This window comes from Mesorhizobium sp. M0408, assembly GCF_040321495.1.
GTDB lineage: Bacteria > Pseudomonadota > Alphaproteobacteria > Rhizobiales > Rhizobiaceae > Mesorhizobium.
Genome location: NZ_JAMYRO010000022.1, coordinates 49,363 through 65,566 on the forward strand (window position 1 = coordinate 49,363; position 16,204 = coordinate 65,566).

Consider the following 16,204-nt stretch of genomic DNA (forward strand, 5'->3'; position numbering starts at 1 on the left):
CCACCAGCCGGCGGGACGAGCCGCATCGCGGGTATTCCTGGCAACAGCCTCGATCCGAGATGCTATCACGCGGCTGACACAGGGCCCGCGAGGGCTCGAGCGCGCGCCGCGACGACCAGACACCTCTTCCGGCGGGTTTGCATCACATGAAGCCGGTTCTCCTACCCAGCAAGACAGGTCCGGCCACAATCCCCAGCGAGGCGATGGGCCGTGCCCATGTGGCAGCGCTCGTTTGCATCAGGGCAGACGTCGGCTGGCCAGCATGTCGAGCGAAACCTGCCAGAGGCGAGCCGCCTTCTGCGGATCGAGCGCGTAGTCGGCGACACCACGGCGAACCCCCGGCTGGTGTGGACCGGCTTCGTTGCAGTCCTCAAAATAGCGCCCCGAGACGCCATTGACGAGCGGCGAGGTTGCCAGGAAGACCGATGTGGCGGCGCCCTGTTCGACGTTCTTCCAGGAGACGACGGTGCTAGCCGGTTCGAAGCTCACTGGCCCGGCGGTAGGCGTGTCCATAAAGCGGGTCAAGCGGGTGCCAAGGATGCGGCCCGGATTGAGGGCGTTCACTGTGATGCCGTCGGCCGCCCAGCGTCGCGCCGCCTCTACCGCGAAGAGAATGTTGGCGGTCTTCGATTGGCTGTAGGCCGCCCAGGAGTCGTAGGGGCGCCGTTCGAAGTTGATGTCGTCGAAGTCTACCTCGGCGTTGATGTGGCCCACCGAACTAACCACCACCACACGTGCGCAGGAGGTGCTCCGCAAGAAATCGTGGAGACCGGTCGTTAGGGCGAAGTGGCCGAGGTGGTTGGTGGCAAACTGCAATTCCCAGCCTTCTCGCGTCCGCCGCTCGGGTGAGGCCATGATGCCGGCGTTGTTGACCAAGATGTCGAGGGGGCCGCGCCACCCTGACACGAAGGCAGCCACGGAGATCTGGTCGGCGAGATCCAGTCCGACCACTGGCACGTCGCGGTTGCCCGTGGTCGCCGTGATATCTTCCGCGACCCGTTGGCCTGCGTCGATATCCCTGACCGCGAGCGCTACCTCCGCGCCGGCGCCCGCGAGCGCGCGGGCGCTCTCGACCCCGATCCCGGACGAGGCCCCGGTCACAACTGCGCGCTTGCCCCGGAGGTCAATACCTTGGATCACGTCAGCTGCCGTCGACTGCGCGCCAAACCGACTGGTGATCCGGCCGACGATTGTGTGGGCTTTGATGGTAGGGAAGTCTGGATCGGTCATTGCAAATTCCAGTGTATCCGATAGTCCACCAGCCGCGACTCGGATGCGGCGGGGAAGGGATTCCCGCACTGACAGGCTCTCGATGGCGCCGCGAAAATCGTCTGGTGCTATCCGTAAACTTCTTTGCATAGCTCCCGGCATACTCCATCGGGGTCGCCTTCAAGGTGATGCAGGACACAAAGTCGACGACGCTCCGATGCGAGTTCATCCCGCCAGTGAAGCAGCCCGCGGGACACCACTATTTTGCGTCGGCCGCCGCATCCTCGATTAGCGCGGCAACCTCATGGGGACGGGAGACCATCACCACGTGTGAGGCTCCCGCGATGACCACGACCTTCCGGGCATGGGCGCGCTCAGCCATGAACGCCATCGCGGCGGGCGGGATGTTGCGGTCTGCGGCACCGTAGATCCACCAAGATGGGATTGTCTTCCAGGCCGCGCGAACCGCCCGATCGGCCAAGGCGGCCTGCGTCACCGGTCGCTGCGCCGCAGCCATTAATCGTGCGTCGGCCGTCGGAACGTCGGCTGCAAATTGCTCCGGGAACTTGTCCTGCTGGATATATAGGTCCTGCTCGCCAGTTGGTAGGTTGATCGGGGGCGCCAGCGTCGGCCCGAGCGTGCTTCCCGGAAACTTGCCGGTCAGTCCGAGGCTACTCTCGCCGATATCGGGCGCGAACCCTGCCACATAGACGAGCGCCTTCACTTTGCTCTGCTCGTCCGCCACTGCGGAGATCACCGCCCCTCCATAGGAATGGCCGACGAGGACCACCGGCCCTTCTACGGAAGCAACCACACTTGCCACCTGGGCCGCATCACCACCTAGACTGCGCAACGGATTAGCCGCCGCAATGACCGCGAACCCGTCGCGGGTCAGCTCCGCGACTACTCCATTCCAACTAGCGGACTCTGCGAAGGCGCCGTGAACAAGGACGATGGTCGGCCTTCGCTCCCCGGCCAGAGCCGCCGCCGTAAGGTTCAACGCCGCAGCGATCGCAATGGTCTTCATAAAAGTTTTCATAATGGATTCTCCAAAAATATCCGGAGGAAGTAGAGCCGTGCTGCGAACCCAAATCCACTAGACCAAGGTGTCGCCAATACCTTTGTCTCCAAGATCGCTACGACCGTGACGCGGCCCGCCAGCCGTCCGCCGTCCGCAAAAACGGTCTCTTCCGACCACCGGATATGCAATTCGTCAGGGTCTAAGGGCGCACCAGAGTTCACGGCCAGGAAGCTTCCGTCACCAGAAAGTTGAGCTGAACATAATCGGCGTCGCTGACCGCTTGCGCAGTTCGGGTCAATTACGCTGCCGTCATTGAGTCCGCGCTGGGCCGTCGCTGTCATGCAGAGATGAACACGTCGGTGAACAATCCGGCGACTCCGGCGGCGATGTGACGGATTGCGTCTCGATCTCGACGGATGAATTCTCGACCGTGCGCCCCCGGCGGACGAGTTGGCAGATGCATTATTCCATCGCCGATTGCACCTCGGGCACCGTTTCACGACTACACCATCGATCCCGGGGGGACCGGAGGCACGTGACGAATTCGCCGGCGGCGCAATCAGCGAACAGCGGCTTCAACGATGGCAACATCCTCTTCGGCCGTGCCGCCGCTGACGCCGACGCCCGCGTAAACTGTGCCGTCGTCGTCGACCAGGGGGATGCCGCCACCCATGGGGCAGAAGCGTCCGCCGCCCACCGTGGGCAGCGCATACAGCGATTGCCCCGGCTGCACGAGCGGCAGGATGTCAGCCGTGCGCAGGCGCACGAGGGCCGAGGTGTACGCCTTTCGCTCGGAAATCTCGAGCGCGAAGACAGGCGCGCCGTTCATCCGGTGCTGGAGCACCAGATTGCCGTGGACGTCGATGATGCATACTGCGACGGGAACCTCGGCCTTTGTCGCTTCTGCCTCCACACGTTCGGCTAGCGCCTTCGCTTTCATGAGCAGATCCATAGGGGTTCTTCCTTCTCTTGGAGGGACGCCGTCACCATCGACGGCGGTCTATCGCGGCGGCAATTCGCCCAGGTGAAAGCCCAGCCGGTCCTCGACATCTCCAGGCGCCTGGAAACCCTTGGCGGTCAGCGCTTTGATCCCCTCCTGGGCCGCGGGTCGACCCAGCGATGCTATGCAGGCTTCCCAGCCGGCACCGAACTCGACATCCGGAGTCAGGCTGGTGTTAACCAGGCGCTTAGTCTGCGCGATCGCCCACTTGTCAAACCTGGAGATACGCGTAGCAAGCGCATCGACATAGGCGTCGAGCTCAGCGTCGGGCAGGGCCTTGTTCACGTAGCCATAAGCCTCGGCCAGTTCGCCGCGGATGTCCTCAGAGCTCAATAGCACCTCCATCGCGCGATTGCGGCCGATGAGGTGGGGCAGGCGGGCCATCGGTCCACCGCCGGCGACCATGCCCACGCCAACTTCCCACTGGGAGATAATGGCCTTTTCCCTGCTTGCGAAAGCCATGTCGCAGGAAAGGGTGATCTCGCTGCCATTGCCCGTAGCACGACCGCGGATGAGCGCGATCGAGGCGACCGACGCGCGCGTCAGCCGCACGAGGAAATCCGGCCAGGGCGGCAGCCCGGTCCGGCCCGGCGGCAGCGCGAGCATGTCGTCGATCCGCGCCTTGAAATCGGAGTGGTTAAGGAAGTAGCCGTCCACGCTGCTGTCGAACACCACGACCCGAACGTCATCGTCGGCCTCGATAGCGTCGATCAGATGCGTGAATTCTTGAACCATTTGCGGGCCCATGACGTTGAGCGGCGGGTTGTCGAACGTCACTCGCCAATAGGCAGGCGTCCGGCGTGTCAGGCGAATCTGCGAGTTGATTGTCTTGGCGTCCACTGGACCCTCCTTCGGTGTTTGAATGCACGGTCCTCAGAGAATGATGCACGGGCTTCTTGCCCGCGATTAGACGAACGTATTGCCAAGACCATGGTGTCGGCCTGGCAAGGTAGGGCCGACCGCTCGACGATTGGCCGACCGACTTCGGACTCCAAGCAGCGGCCGCGCCGCCTCTATTCGCGCTGCGAACGTTTGCTGTAAAAGAACTTCCCCGGTATGAGCCCGCGCGGCTCCGATGGAACCCTGCTCAAAGGTGCTCACACAGGCACCGAGTCACAGCTGAGGGCCGGCGGATCGCCATCGTCTTCATCCCGGCTTTCTCAGAGATTATGAGTCCTAGGAAAACTTCGGCGGATGAACGGCAAAACTTCGAAGTGGCACGATGTCAACCAGTCCTGAAACGACTCGCGCACAGAATTCTCGTCATCGGCCGCATCTTCGGCACCTTCCGGAAGTGAGTTGGAGATGGGCAGGCTAACGGACCGTCAGCGGCCGGCATCGGCAGAGTCGATGCATAAACTCGTCCCGATGTGATTGCAGCGCAGCAGCTTGTGCTGTGGGGCGGTCCCGATCTCCCTGCCGCCCCCGAACCGACTGACCGCGTTGTCCCGACATAGGCTTGCCAGAGAAGGTCAGGCCTGGACCTTGGTTCCCGCTGACATAAGGCGGCCGCCGTGAGTCTCGACGATCGAGCGGCTGACTGCAAGGCCAGCCCACGCGGTCAGGCTACTGCCGTAGAAGGCGGGCGAACATTTGTTCGAGATGCTCTGGCGTGGTGCCCTTGCGGGCATGCCGCACCATGAAGAGCACTTGGGGGGGGACCCATTCACCGCGATCACGGAAAAAATAGGACCTGTTTTGAATAAGGCCGATCTCTTGCGGCGTGCGGCGACGGCTCGATCGCGCCGGCCCTGACACGGACCGGCTTCAGCGCCGGGGCGCCGGAATCCTTGACGATCGTCAAACCGCGCGAAAAGAACTGATCGTCGTGCTGGTCACGCCCGATGTTAATGATCGCGGATCCCTTCAGATGCTTTTCCAGCATCGACAGCACGCGCCGCAAAGAGGGTCCGTCGAACGCGTCCATTGCTTTGTCGATGATCACCCATTTCGGCTGCCGCAAGGCGAGCCTGGCCACGCCCAGCAAGCGCTGTTCGTCATCGCCCAGCTCATGGTCCCAGCGCCCGACGCGCTCGAGCGACGACGATAGCCGTTCAAGACCAACCTCGGCCAATACAGCCGAAATCTCGGCATCACTCGCCGGCGCATGCCCGTTCGCGTGATTGAGCACATCGCGCAGCGTGCCGGCCGGCAAATACGGCACCCGCGGCACGAAAATGAGGGTTTCTCCGGCAGGCAGGCCGATCTTGCCGCCGCCCCACGGCCACAGCCCGGCGATGGCGCGGAAGAACAGCGTCTTGCCGGCACCCGGTTCGTCGGTGATCATGACGCGTTCGCCGAGGTGGATTTCGACATGCTGATCGGAGAGTTTGGTGCAGCCCTCCGGCGAGGCCACTTGAAGCTTCTCGAACGTCAGGTTGCCATTGGCGTTTTGATCGAAGGTGATGCGCTTTTCGGTGTTGTGCAGCACATCGGTTTCATTGAGCGCGATGCGGAAGTCGGCGACACGCATCAACGTAGCGCGCCAATCGGCGATGCTGCCGATGTTGTTGATGAACCAGCGCAACGAAGAATGAACCTGGTTGAAGGCGCCGACCGCCATCATCAGCCCGCCAAAGCTGATATCGCCCGAGAAATAGACTGGCGAGGCGACCAGGATCGGCGCCACGACAGTGATCCAGCCATAAGTATCGGTCACCCAGGAGAGGTTGATCTGGGCAGTAAAAATGCGCCGCATGGCGCCTAGCACCGTGCCGAGGTCAAGTTCGAGCCGTCGCCTAGCGTCGGCTTCGCCATGGTACAGCGCGATGGCATCGACGTTCTCGTTGACGCGCACCATCGAGGAGCGCAGCTCCGCTTCCCGTGTGTAGCGGTCGCTGTTCAGGCTGATCAGCGGCCGCCCGACCAGCCAGCTCAGCCAGGAGGCGGTTCCGGCATAGAGGAACGCTGCCCAGACCATGTAGCCCGGTATGGCCAGCGACCAGCCGTTGACGTGGAAGACGAAGCCCGAAGACAGTTCCCAGAGCACACCACGAAGGATACGAGCAGTATGAGCGACTGCAGCAGCCCGACACCAAGGTCGGTCGATAGGTCCGAGAGGTGCGCCGCATCCTGCTGCATGCGCTGGTCGGGATTGACGCCGATGGCGCCGGCATTGGCCAGCCGGAAGGCACGCGCCGGCCGCATCCACTGGTCGATAAGGTCGAGCGTCAGCGCCTCGCGCAGCTTCAGCCGGATCATCTGCTTGAGCCAGGTCTGGCCGATGTTGAGCACCACCAGCCCACCGGCGATCATCGCAAAGACGAGGAGCTGATGCAGAAAACCCGCCATGTCGCGGCGCGCCAGCGCGTCATAGAAAGGCTGGTTCCAGCGGTTCAGCAGGACCTGACCGATCGATGTCGCGATAATGACGGCCGTGATGCCGACCCACGTGCACAGCAACCATTTGCGAACCGGAGACCCCGCCAGCGCCTGCTTGATCGTGGCCATCTGATCGCGCAGGCTACTGGCTTCGACAGCCAGCAGCTGAACGGCGGCCTGATTGTTCAGTTGATCAGCCATGCCAGAAGTCCTTGCGTTCAGATGCGATGCTGAAACCGGATGAGGAGAGCCGCCGCCTCTTACCCAGCCCGTGAGCCCAACACGACAGATAGGTCCAAGAAATGTCGGGCGAGGCAAGTCGCGACTCCGGATGCAGGAGCTAAGGTGTGATCACCGGGAAGCGCACACCCGCAAACGATCCGCACTGGGTAAATTTCCATTGCACGGTGCCGCCGAGTTCTGCGGTCAGCCCGCGTATCAACCGCCGCCCACGACCCTCGGACAGATCAGAGGCCGGGCATCCGTCGTCGCAGACGACACACGAGACGCTGCTGCCACTCCTGTTCAGTGTGACGCGGATAGAACCTCGGCGATGCTTTAGACTATGACGTGCCGCGTTCCGGACCAGTTCGGAGACGATCAGACCGACGCGCCAGCATCGCGCGGCGTCGAGCTGGATTTCATCCGTAGCAACGGTCAGTTGAATGCCTTGCTCGCTCAGGGACGCGCGCACAGGCTGGAACACAGCTTCCCAACATGATGACCGAGGTCGATGTATTCCTCAGTGATCGGTACGAGAAGCGATCGATGCGCCTCAGCCATCGCCTGCAGACGGTCCACCGCGCGCCTCAACGCCGGCTCGGCCGTCACATCCGTTGGTGACGCGGCAGACGACAGGATCGCTATCGCTTCAGTATATTCCTCGATCACCCGGTGACTGATCTCTTCAGCCAGATGCAATGCCACCGGCTGGCACGATGCGAGTGATGGATTCGCAAATCCAGTCGGCATGGCCAAATCCTCCGGTAAACCGCCCGCCGCGAGACTTGCCCTCTCGACGTTGCCAGAAGACAACAGCAGACCCCGGCGAAACCTTCGATTGCACCAAGGTGTCGGCGGTACTTAAGACCGAGGTGCGCCGCGCGCATTTGCGCTTTAAGCATCGGCAGGCGAGCCCGTACCGCCAAATGATCAACAATCTCCGTCAACTATTGACCTGCGCTTTGGAGGCTCCGCTGATCATCGATATTGTGCGACGGGTCCCGGTATAGCCATCGATACCAAAGTGTGCGCGACACCATTGGCCAATGGTTCGAGGCCTCGATTGTCCGCATGTGTAAACGGGGGCAGGTGTAGCGTAGCCGGGTCGGTGCCCGGACACCATCGAGGTTATCATGGAAACTGAACAGAAAGTGGTCGTCATCACCGGCGCGTCGCAGGGCATTGGCGCAGCTCTGGTTGAGGCCTATCTCGGCCGGAACTACCGCGTCGTTGCCACCTCGCGCTCTATGAAGCCTTCCGATAGATCGGACGTGCTCGCGATCAGGTGATATCGGCGACCCCGCTACGGGGCCGAAGGTGGTTGAGCAAACACTCCAGCGCTTCGGACGGATCGATACGCTGATAAACAACGCCGGCGTCTTCCTTGCCAGCCGTTTCACGAATTACTCGGCGGAGAACTACACCCGTCTCGTCGCGACCAACCTGACCGGTTTCTTCTTCGTTACCCAGGCCGTGATCGCCGCAATGGAGCGCCAAGGCAGCGGACATGTCGTCAACGTCACCACCAGCCTGGTGAAGCAGGCCAACTCGAAGGTGCCATCGGTGCTCGCGTCCCTAACAAAGGGCGGGGTCGACGCCGCAACTAGGAGTCTGGCGATCGAATATGCCCGCAGTGGAATCCGGGTGAATGCGGTGTCGCCTGGCGTCATTAGGACGCCGATGCACGAACCGGAGACATACGAGACGCTGGCGGCGCTGCATCCGATGGGCCGGCTGGGCGAGATTTCCGACATTGTCGGCGCGGTCATGTATTTGGAGAATGCCCCTTTCGTGACGGGGGAAACGCTTCATGTCGAGGGCAGCCAAAGCGCTGGCCACTGATTCAGCTGGTCACAAGGGAGAATTTTCATGCCTATCGTTACCGTCCAACTCACGCGCGAGGGCAGGAGCCCGGAGTGGATCATGTTACAGCGGAGCAGAAGCAGCCATCTACAAGGGCATGAGCGAGGTACTGCTCGACGTCCTCGGCAAGCCGCTGGACTGGACCTGGGTCGTGTTTGAGGAAGTGGAGATGGAGAATTGGGGTTGGGGCGGGATGCCAGTCGGCGAATACCGCAAGCTGCTGGCCGCAAGGGGCGGTTGAGCCTCATTGCGTCCCCGAACGCAACTGCCGCGCCGGCTCAGAGACGGATCGATGACAAAGGCCAACTTAAAGCCGGAGCCGGCGAGGCCACGTTAGAACCTGTGAGGCGCGCGCCACGGCGGCTCGCGACCGGAACCTGTCTCAGTAGGAGTCCCGGATGACCCAAGTGCGAGTTGAGGATAAAGTCTATGCAATGCCCCCGCAGGACGGATTTACCGTCGCGCATTTTTTGACAGTCTCCAATATCGAACGCTCGGCGTAATTTTATGAGATGGTCTTTGGAGGCCGTATCCTGAGCTTGGGCGACAGTAGTGGCGCGCCGGGATATATTCAGATCGCCAACACGTGGCTCATCCTCAACGTCGGCGGCGGCCCCACACCTGATAAACCGTCGGTGACGCTCCGTGTTCCCCCAGATCCGGATTTACTCAGCAGCTTCATGAACATCCGCGTTGCCGACATCCATGGCTGCTATGAAACTTGGCAGGCCCGGGGCGCTGAATTCATCACCGAGCCTATGGAAAAGTACGGCGAAACGCGTTGCTACATTCGCGATCCGGACGGCTACATTATCGAAGTGGGTCAGAGTAGGCCGGAGGTCGTTTACGGTTAGTCCCGGAAGGACGGGTATTCCGCGACGACCGGGTTTCCACTGTAAAAAAATGCACAATACCCGGATTCGCTCAAGCGCTCTGGAACAAAGAGGAATGAATTTCTGTGTGTAGCAGCCGACACACAGTGTAAATACCCAGTTCGCACTATTGGACGTTCCGACGCTATCCAAGGACAGCGCTCAGCAGCGGCCGCTTTGTGGCGCAGAGTGACCATACCGCTACCGCGGCTTCGAGGCGCGAAGCTGACCCCTGGCGGCGAATTCGAACCCATACCCGTCATCCCATGTTCATGATTTGTGCTTCGAAAGTCGCATAAGATTGCAGACTGGAACGCCGATTTCGGATCACTGACGAAGCGTACGTACGAGCCGCCTACGGAGAACGGCTTTGGCAATCGCTCGCCGCGAATGATCCGGTACGCCCAGCTTCACGGCGCAGCCCAGCTCCGGTCACCGGCCATCTTGGCGTCGGCATATAGCGGCGATCATCGCCTGCCATGGTTGAGGTGTAGTTTACCTGTATTGCCCGCCAAGCGCTCATGACAGGATACGAAAGCGCGTGACGGATCGCCGTCCCCGCGTTCACTTCTGTCTGTTCGTCCTAAGCCCATGGCGTCCTCGAATGGGTTGGGTCTGACCAAGGACCGCCTTCGCTTCTCTCAGTCTCGATCGTCTTCCCGCAACGTCGGCGCTCGTTTTCTTCCCCTGGCCGTACCACCCCTCCACGCAGGCGGTGGCGGGGACCCGGTTTGCGTCCATTCCTCGCGGTCCAAGAAAGCCTCGCGCCGCCGTCTTCCACTTCGTTTCAGCCACTTTGGGGTGCGGCCCGATCGTCCCCGGTCTCGCGACCACCATCGAGGCCGCGATAGGCGCAGCCCGAGAAAACAGAAGGAACCACCACAATGGCGACGATCGGCACTTTTTCCCGCACCGCGAACGGCTTCTCCGGCTCAGTCAAGACCCTCAACCTCAACGTCAAGACAGTGTCGTTCACTCCGGTCGACGGCGACAATGAAAAAGGTCCGGACTTCCGCATCTTCGCCGGGGCCACCGAGTTCGGGGCGGCATGGAAGAAGACCTCGCGCGAGGGCCGCGACTATCACTCGGTCAAGCTCGACGATCCGAGCTTCCCGGCTCCGATCTATGCAAGCCTGGTCGAGACCGACACCGACGGCGAGTTCTCGCTGATCTGGTCTCGTCGCACCGCAGAGTGATCCGACTAAACACGAAGCCCCGCGCAAGGCGGGGCTTCGCCATGTTCAGGTACGCCACTGCATGGACGCCCTTATCAGGTGCAGGACGCTATGCTTTGACGGGTGCCTTGCGCGCCTTCTTCACCGGCGACTTGACTGCCGTTGTGGTTGTTGTCGCTGCTGCTGCGCGAGCAGGTCGTTTTGGTTTTTCTGCCGCAGCTGTCGCTGGCGCTGCCGCCTTGCGGCCCAATCCTATTGATTTTGCCAGGGCCGAGCGAGTCGCCGCGTAGTTCGGCGCAACCATAGGATAGTCGGAGGGCAGGTTCCATTTCTGGCGGTATTCGTCAGGGCTCAGATTGTAATGCGTTCCGATATGCCGCTTCAAGGATTTGAACTTTTTCCCGTCTTCCAGGCAGATGATGAAATCAGGTGACACTGACTTCTTGATCGACACCGCCGGCTCCAGTTTGGCTGCGGCCGGAGCCACAGGTGTGCCGATCCCTTGCAAAGCGACATAGACATCCCCGATCAGCTTCGACAACTCGCCGACCGGCAACGGATTGTTCGAAACGTAGGCGGAAACGATGTCGGCGGTGATTGATACGAGATCAGCCTGGTCGCTTGGGTCTGGAGAAACGGTCATCGAATTTCCTCTTGTCCAAAGGGCGCTTTGAAAACGGATGGTATGTCTATTCGCCAATCAGGCAAATAATTCGTTACTCTGCCAACACCTCATGCCGTGCAAATATCAAGCAGGCAAGTTTCGCGTGATCGTTCTGTCCGGCTGCGGACAAGTTGCCGCTGGCGTCGGGGAAACAAGAACATTTCCCCCTCGTCTCCCGCGCGAGGGCCGAACTCAACACGCCAGCGGAACACCATCCTGGTGGCAACGCCGTGGCGGCGACACACCTGCGCTACGGCGACGCCGGGCTTCTCCATCTCATGCACGATCGCCTGCTTCTGCGCGTCGCTGAAGCAACGCCGGTTCGACCGCCCGCCAACCCGCAGTGTCAAGCGATATTGGCGCCGCACGCAATTAGCAGCGCTGCTTAATTGAGCCCGGGCACTCGGATGCAACAGAGATCGCCGGTCCACTTCGGCTTCTTGCCCCGCTTTTATATGAAGATGCTCCCGACATTTATGCCGGACATCTCCGCCGCTTCGGGCTTTCTGTGTAGGTTTTCGGATGCCGTTCGGCGATAGAGATAGCTCTCGGAAAGGCCGAGGCGGCGGCACGACTGGACGGCTGGTGATGAATGAAGCGCGGTGCTGTCGCAAATTGCAGCCGTCGTCTTCACAGCACGCTCCCACGGTTTCAAGGTCCAGCGGTCGCCGAGTTCCAACCGCTTGCGGACCCATTGGGGTAGGATCTCGACGGCCGCCTTCAGAAGCGGCCGCTGAAGGGGTCGAGCAACTCCCGGCAAGGCGGGAACTTCTTCCATGATCTGCAGGAACTCCGAGACGATCGGCGACGCGACGAGTCTTTGCCTCATCACGTCGAACAGCGCGTAAAGCTCGGCCTGAGACGTGGGCGCGCCGACGGCCCCATAGAGAAGTGCGACGGGGCGAGCCTCAGCAAACATCGCGTCCCGTTCGAAAAAATGCAGGCGATGCACATAAATGTGATAGGCCTCCATGAAACCAAACCCGGCCGTCGCTTGCACCCAGTCCAGCAGCTCCGGGTCGGTGGCGTGGTATGGCTCGCCTTCGCTGGTTCGACCTGAAACGCGCCCATGCATCCTGACCACATCTTCAATCATGGCCTTAGCCTTGGATCGGGGGCCGTAGACCGTGACCAAGGCAGCGAGGCCCGTACGCTGTAACCGTCGGAGCGCGAGAGAGCGGAAGCTGCTGTGCTGCCAAATGGCGTCGCGAACCCGCGGCTCTGCCAATTCGAGCAGCACCGCCGTTACCCCGCCGATGAACAGCACAACAGGGTTCTTGAAAATACGCCAGGTTACGGAATTGGTTGGTAACAGCGCCGGCTCGCCTTCCGGAGTCGAGAAGTCCATCTGAGATCCGAGCCGCTGGCGCATGAACGACTGGGCAAGAGTGTCCACACGACGCACAAGCGGGCGAGGCAGAGAAATGATGCCGGAGTTGCCAAACATGGTACGCCTCGGACTACTGAGAATAGCAAGCGTTAGACCTGCGGTTAGCGGATGCAATATGCACGAACGTCTTTGGTCTTCCCGTCGTTCCAAATCATCCTCGCGCGAAGCCGATGAACCCTGGTTGATCTGCCCTGTTGCCGATGATGATGGAGCAAGGCTCGGGCGTGGTCATCCATGTCGCCTCGATCCAGCGCGAGCTTCCGCCGCAGTCGGGCCTCGTCCGCCGATAGGAGAAGGCAAGATCTTGTGGCTTGACGACACCGGCATCGAGCATGGATCCGGCGATCGCGCCGCCCAGCCAGCCCGCTCCGATGCCGATCCTGGTCGAAGTGCTCATTTCCTTGCCTCCGTTCGACTGTCTCACGGTCAGAGCGATCCAGTTAGTTCGAGTGTCTGGTAGCCGGCCAAAAGCGTGATCAGAACTCCCACAAGCCGCAGGAGCGTCCTCTCCCGCAATGTCTTGACCATCCTTCCCGCCAGCGGCGCCGCTAAAACGCCTCCAACGATCAGTCCGGCAACAGATGTTAGGTCGCGGAATTCGCCGGCTTGCTCCCAATGGCCGGTTACAATCGTGGCGAGGAAGCTCAGCGACACTGAAAGTGCAATCAGAAACTCGCTCGCATTGACCGTGCCGATAACGAATCGCGGTTGTCCACCCGCGCCGAGTAGACCGGTGGTGGCGACAGGACCCCAGCCCCCACCGCCTGCGGCGTCCAGGAATCCGGCGGTTGCGCCCAACGGCGCCACAATTTTCAGCTTCACGGGGTTGGTGGGGATACGATGAAACGACCGATATAGTAACCAGCTCCCAATAACCGCGAGATATGCTGTAACGAATGGCTTGACCTGATCTCCGTCAAACGAAGTGAGTACGAAAGCGCCGAGCATACCGCCGCCGACACCAAAGGGGATCAGTCGCCAAAACAGTTTCCAATCGATGTTGCGATGATAAAGATGAGCCGATCCGGAAGCGGCGGTGGTGAACAATTCCGCAGCATGAACTGAAGCTGATGCTTGTGCCGGTGGCACCCCGAAGATGAGGAGCACCGTCGAAGAGATCACGCCATAGGCCATCCCCAGAGCACCATCGACCGCCTGGGCCAGAAACCCGACGGCTGCGAACAGTAGGAACTCTTCCATGAGTGGCTCCGCGCATGAGTAGCGTCGCGCATAACGAAGCCTCACGTGTGCAGTGGCACACCGAGGCTTTATGGCTCGACCAAGCTGCAGTCGTGATGCTCTTGGCACGCAGGAAACGGACCATGCGTCGGCTTGTTCCGCGAAACTCAGCCCTTAGCGCGGGCCTAATAGCATAATGGCCGCAAGGCCCATGAATGACGCCAATCCCGCCAGGTTTGGTGGCAATAGCGATGACCTGGCTTCAGGGGCATCCCATTCTTGCGACAGGGGATAATAACCAACCGAGAGTTCGGCATTTCTTGAATTGAAGGTCACTAGCAAGACGCTGACCTGACCTTCAACCTGCATCTCCAATGTCGGCTTCTGGTGCACATTGTCCTCCGAAATGTTGTGCGCCTGATCTCTAGTCGGACTAGCCGAGACTGAGACGAGCCAGGGCGTGGGTCCAAATCGCTCGGCGACGCAGCGACATCGTTCGGTGCGACCCATTAGTCCGGAACCGGAATTTATGAGCCGTTCCAGACCTTCGCGAGCGTTGTCGCAAAGGGCTCGAAGCGAGTCATTCGCGACATTCCCAGGGTTGAGTAACCCGAACGACTATCGACCTGTGTCAGCGCATTCCTCTCAGGCCGCCTCCCGGATTTGATCGGGTTTGGAATGCTTCATGCTCGGCGCCGACGAACGCGACACCGATCTGTCCCCTGCGGAATCCCAAGCTCACTCCTCAGCATGCGCTATCCTACGTGACATTGATGTCTCGGCTTGCGCATCCGGGCTTCGCCCTGGGCTCGCTCGGTGTTAATCTGTCTGTCTCCGACTACACGGAGAGTGTCATGGACATTGCCGGGTGGCTTGCGGCATATCAAAGGATTAGAGTGTCAAACCTACTCGAAATGGTCCATTGATTCTGCTGAATATTCTTCGAATTTGTCAAACCTCAATTTCGGCCTGGTCGAGCTGTGCAGCACTCCCGACCACGAGCAAGCCCTCCCTCTCGATCCGCCCGACAATGTTTCCGCTGTGCAGGAAGAGTGCATCTGCTCGTCGGGGCCGGTGACGATTCCGATCGGGACAAACCAGCGGCCCGGCCCCGTAATGTCCCGCGGTGCTGCCGTCGGTGGTAGCTTGGCCCTCTTGGCTGATCAGGACCACCGCTTGTTGCTTGTCTGCAACACACGGTGAGATTGCGCGCTCCGGCTTGTCGGTTGCATTCCGTCGGGCAGTTTTTCTGATACGTTGAGCCTATCGAACCTGGTGGGGACACAGAAATGAAATTTGTTTTGGCAGCCGCAATTCTCGGCGCAACGCTCACGTCGGCGATGGCGGCAGATGTGGTCCAAGAGCTTCCAGTTGCTTCCACATATGATTGGACGGGCGGCTATGTCGGCGGCCAGATCGGTTACGCCTGGGGGAGAGACCACATCCAGGACGAAAACCTCGCTGACGGGTCCACCGATTACTCGGATAAATTCAAGATGCGGGGCGTGACCGGTGGCGTTTTTGCCGGCTACAATATGCAGTGGGGCAGCGTTGTCGGCGGCATTGAAGGTGACGTCGAGGCCTCCGGGATTGTCGGCCACAACCCGGACTGGCCATTCGGCACTGACGACAACACCCGTATCAACGCCCAAGGCTCATTGCGCGGGCGCTTGGGCTATGCCTTCGACAACTGGCTGCCCTATGTCACCGGTGGCTTGGCGGTAGCGCATATCCGCACGAAGTTCGAAGATGGCGGAGCAACGGATTCCGAGTCGCAAGTCAAGGCTGGCTGGGCGATTGGTGCTGGCGTCGACTACGCCTTCACCAGTAACTGGTTCGGCAAGGTCGAATATCGTTACACCGACCTGGGCAAGATCACCACGGCTACCGACAACACTGATCCAGGCTGGGAAGAGCACGAAAAAATCAAGCTAAACGAGATCAGGATCGGCATCGCCTATAAGTTCTGATTGAGCAGCGCCTTGACTGCAGTTCTTACGCCATGTCGAGTGCATGGCGTCGGCCTTCGATTGGGTGGACGGCAAGCGAATTGGATAACCCTTCTTCCGCTGGTCGGACACTCGATTGCGCTGACCTTTTTGCGCAACCGGGTCCCAGTGGCACAAGCAGCTTACTATTAGAATAGAGCTCTTCAACGAAGGCTTACGCTGGAGAGACGGATGAAGCTGTCGGCGAGAGTCGTGGGAGCTCAGACGTGCGGTAACGCGCAATGGTATTACCATCCTGAGCTCCGCGCTTGAACGTATTCGGATCCGGGAGAAGACAAC

At 60.6% G+C, this 16,204-nt stretch carries 14 protein-coding genes and 3 pseudogenes; 5 read left to right on the top strand and 12 right to left on the bottom strand.

Annotation, left to right across the window (positions count from 1 at the left end):
- Window positions 1-237: 237 nt before the first annotated feature.
- The 7 genes and pseudogenes from NKI67_RS23840 to NKI67_RS23870 form a co-directional block, all read right to left on the bottom strand.
- Complete coding sequence (locus NKI67_RS23840) at window positions 238-1,230, bottom strand: SDR family NAD(P)-dependent oxidoreductase (protein WP_352647152.1); 993 nt, start codon at window positions 1,228-1,230, stop codon at window positions 238-240.
- Between the two features lie 238 nt (window positions 1,231-1,468).
- Complete coding sequence (locus NKI67_RS23845; protein ID WP_352647154.1) at window positions 1,469-2,248, bottom strand: alpha/beta fold hydrolase; 780 nt, start codon at window positions 2,246-2,248, stop codon at window positions 1,469-1,471.
- A gap of 541 nt (window positions 2,249-2,789) precedes the next feature.
- The gene (locus NKI67_RS23850) at window positions 2,790-3,182 is read right to left on the bottom strand and encodes a GlcG/HbpS family heme-binding protein (protein WP_352647156.1); all 393 of its coding nucleotides are present in this window, start codon (window positions 3,180-3,182) and stop codon (window positions 2,790-2,792) included.
- 48 nt (window positions 3,183-3,230) lie between these two features.
- Window positions 3,231-4,070: an enoyl-CoA hydratase/isomerase family protein gene (locus tag NKI67_RS23855; RefSeq protein ID WP_352647158.1), complete on the bottom strand. Its 840-nt coding sequence runs from the start codon at window positions 4,068-4,070 to the stop codon at window positions 3,231-3,233.
- A gap of 835 nt (window positions 4,071-4,905) precedes the next feature.
- Window positions 4,906-6,752 (bottom strand): annotated as a pseudogene (locus tag NKI67_RS23860) (ABC transporter ATP-binding protein/permease).
- A gap of 139 nt (window positions 6,753-6,891) precedes the next feature.
- Window positions 6,892-7,257 carry an ATP-binding protein gene (locus NKI67_RS23865; RefSeq protein WP_352647160.1) on the bottom strand — a complete coding sequence of 122 codons (366 nt, stop codon included), beginning with the start codon at window positions 7,255-7,257 and terminating at the stop codon, window positions 6,892-6,894.
- Window positions 7,230-7,523 carry a histidine kinase dimerization/phosphoacceptor domain -containing protein gene (locus NKI67_RS23870; protein WP_352647162.1) on the bottom strand — a complete coding sequence of 98 codons (294 nt, stop codon included), beginning with the start codon at window positions 7,521-7,523 and terminating at the stop codon, window positions 7,230-7,232. Before NKI67_RS23870 ends, NKI67_RS23865 begins: the two co-directional genes overlap by 28 nt.
- 383 nt (window positions 7,524-7,906) lie before the next feature.
- Here NKI67_RS23870 and NKI67_RS23875 point away from each other — a divergent pair.
- From NKI67_RS23875 to NKI67_RS23890, 4 genes and pseudogenes are all read left to right on the top strand, one after another.
- Window positions 7,907-8,615, top strand: a pseudogene (locus NKI67_RS23875) (SDR family NAD(P)-dependent oxidoreductase).
- A gap of 118 nt (window positions 8,616-8,733) precedes the next feature.
- On the top strand, window positions 8,734-8,877 hold the full coding sequence (locus tag NKI67_RS23880; protein WP_352647164.1) for a tautomerase family protein: 144 nt from the start codon (window positions 8,734-8,736) through the stop codon (window positions 8,875-8,877).
- 271 nt (window positions 8,878-9,148) lie between these two features.
- On the top strand, window positions 9,149-9,490 hold the full coding sequence (locus NKI67_RS23885) for a VOC family protein (protein ID WP_352647166.1): 342 nt from the start codon (window positions 9,149-9,151) through the stop codon (window positions 9,488-9,490).
- A gap of 902 nt (window positions 9,491-10,392) precedes the next feature.
- Window positions 10,393-10,704 (top strand): DUF736 domain-containing protein, encoded by a 312-nt coding sequence (locus tag NKI67_RS23890; protein ID WP_352647168.1) that lies wholly within the window; start codon window positions 10,393-10,395, stop codon window positions 10,702-10,704.
- Window positions 10,705-10,867: 163 nt separating this feature from the next.
- Here the strand turns inward: NKI67_RS23890 and NKI67_RS23895 are convergent.
- The 5 genes and pseudogenes from NKI67_RS23895 to NKI67_RS23915 form a co-directional block, all read right to left on the bottom strand.
- Window positions 10,868-11,326, bottom strand: a pseudogene (locus tag NKI67_RS23895) (Ros/MucR family transcriptional regulator); the annotation flags it as partial.
- Window positions 11,327-11,415: 89 nt separating this feature from the next.
- Window positions 11,416-11,778, bottom strand: coding sequence for a transposase (locus tag NKI67_RS23900; protein ID WP_352647170.1), 363 nt, complete (start codon window positions 11,776-11,778; stop codon window positions 11,416-11,418).
- A 20-nt stretch (window positions 11,779-11,798) separates the two neighbouring features.
- Window positions 11,799-12,794, bottom strand: coding sequence for an oxygenase MpaB family protein (locus NKI67_RS23905; protein WP_352647173.1), 996 nt, complete (start codon window positions 12,792-12,794; stop codon window positions 11,799-11,801).
- A 94-nt stretch (window positions 12,795-12,888) separates the two neighbouring features.
- Window positions 12,889-13,134, bottom strand: coding sequence for a hypothetical protein (locus tag NKI67_RS33900; RefSeq protein ID WP_502909358.1), 246 nt, complete (start codon window positions 13,132-13,134; stop codon window positions 12,889-12,891).
- Between the two features lie 29 nt (window positions 13,135-13,163).
- Entirely contained in the window at window positions 13,164-13,937 is a 774-nt protein-coding gene (locus NKI67_RS23915) for a sulfite exporter TauE/SafE family protein (protein ID WP_352647175.1), read from the bottom strand.
- A gap of 1,268 nt (window positions 13,938-15,205) precedes the next feature.
- Here NKI67_RS23915 and NKI67_RS23920 point away from each other — a divergent pair.
- On the top strand, window positions 15,206-15,886 hold the full coding sequence (locus tag NKI67_RS23920; RefSeq protein ID WP_352647177.1) for an outer membrane protein: 681 nt from the start codon (window positions 15,206-15,208) through the stop codon (window positions 15,884-15,886).
- Window positions 15,887-16,204: the final 318 nt, after the last annotated feature.

Excerpts from the sequence above, each read along its gene's own strand:
- NKI67_RS23880 (WP_352647164.1), top strand. The coding sequence starts at position 8,734 with ATGAGCGAGGTACTGCTCGACGTCCTCGGCAAGCCGCTGGACTGGACC.
- NKI67_RS23885 (WP_352647166.1), top strand. The coding sequence starts at position 9,149 with ATGGTCTTTGGAGGCCGTATCCTGAGCTTGGGCGACAGTAGTGGCGCG.
- NKI67_RS23920 (WP_352647177.1), top strand. The coding sequence starts at position 15,206 with ATGAAATTTGTTTTGGCAGCCGCAATTCTCGGCGCAACGCTCACGTCG.
- NKI67_RS23870 (WP_352647162.1), bottom strand. The coding sequence starts at position 7,523 with ATGCCGACTGGATTTGCGAATCCATCACTCGCATCGTGCCAGCCGGTG.
- NKI67_RS33900 (WP_502909358.1), bottom strand. The coding sequence starts at position 13,134 with ATGAGCACTTCGACCAGGATCGGCATCGGAGCGGGCTGGCTGGGCGGC.
- NKI67_RS23840 (WP_352647152.1), bottom strand. The coding sequence starts at position 1,230 with ATGACCGATCCAGACTTCCCTACCATCAAAGCCCACACAATCGTCGGC.
- NKI67_RS23915 (WP_352647175.1), bottom strand. The coding sequence starts at position 13,937 with ATGGAAGAGTTCCTACTGTTCGCAGCCGTCGGGTTTCTGGCCCAGGCG.
- NKI67_RS23905 (WP_352647173.1), bottom strand. The coding sequence starts at position 12,794 with ATGTTTGGCAACTCCGGCATCATTTCTCTGCCTCGCCCGCTTGTGCGT.
- NKI67_RS23845 (WP_352647154.1), bottom strand. The coding sequence starts at position 2,248 with ATGAAAACTTTTATGAAGACCATTGCGATCGCTGCGGCGTTGAACCTT.
- NKI67_RS23890 (WP_352647168.1), top strand. The coding sequence starts at position 10,393 with ATGGCGACGATCGGCACTTTTTCCCGCACCGCGAACGGCTTCTCCGGC.
- NKI67_RS23850 (WP_352647156.1), bottom strand. The coding sequence starts at position 3,182 with ATGGATCTGCTCATGAAAGCGAAGGCGCTAGCCGAACGTGTGGAGGCA.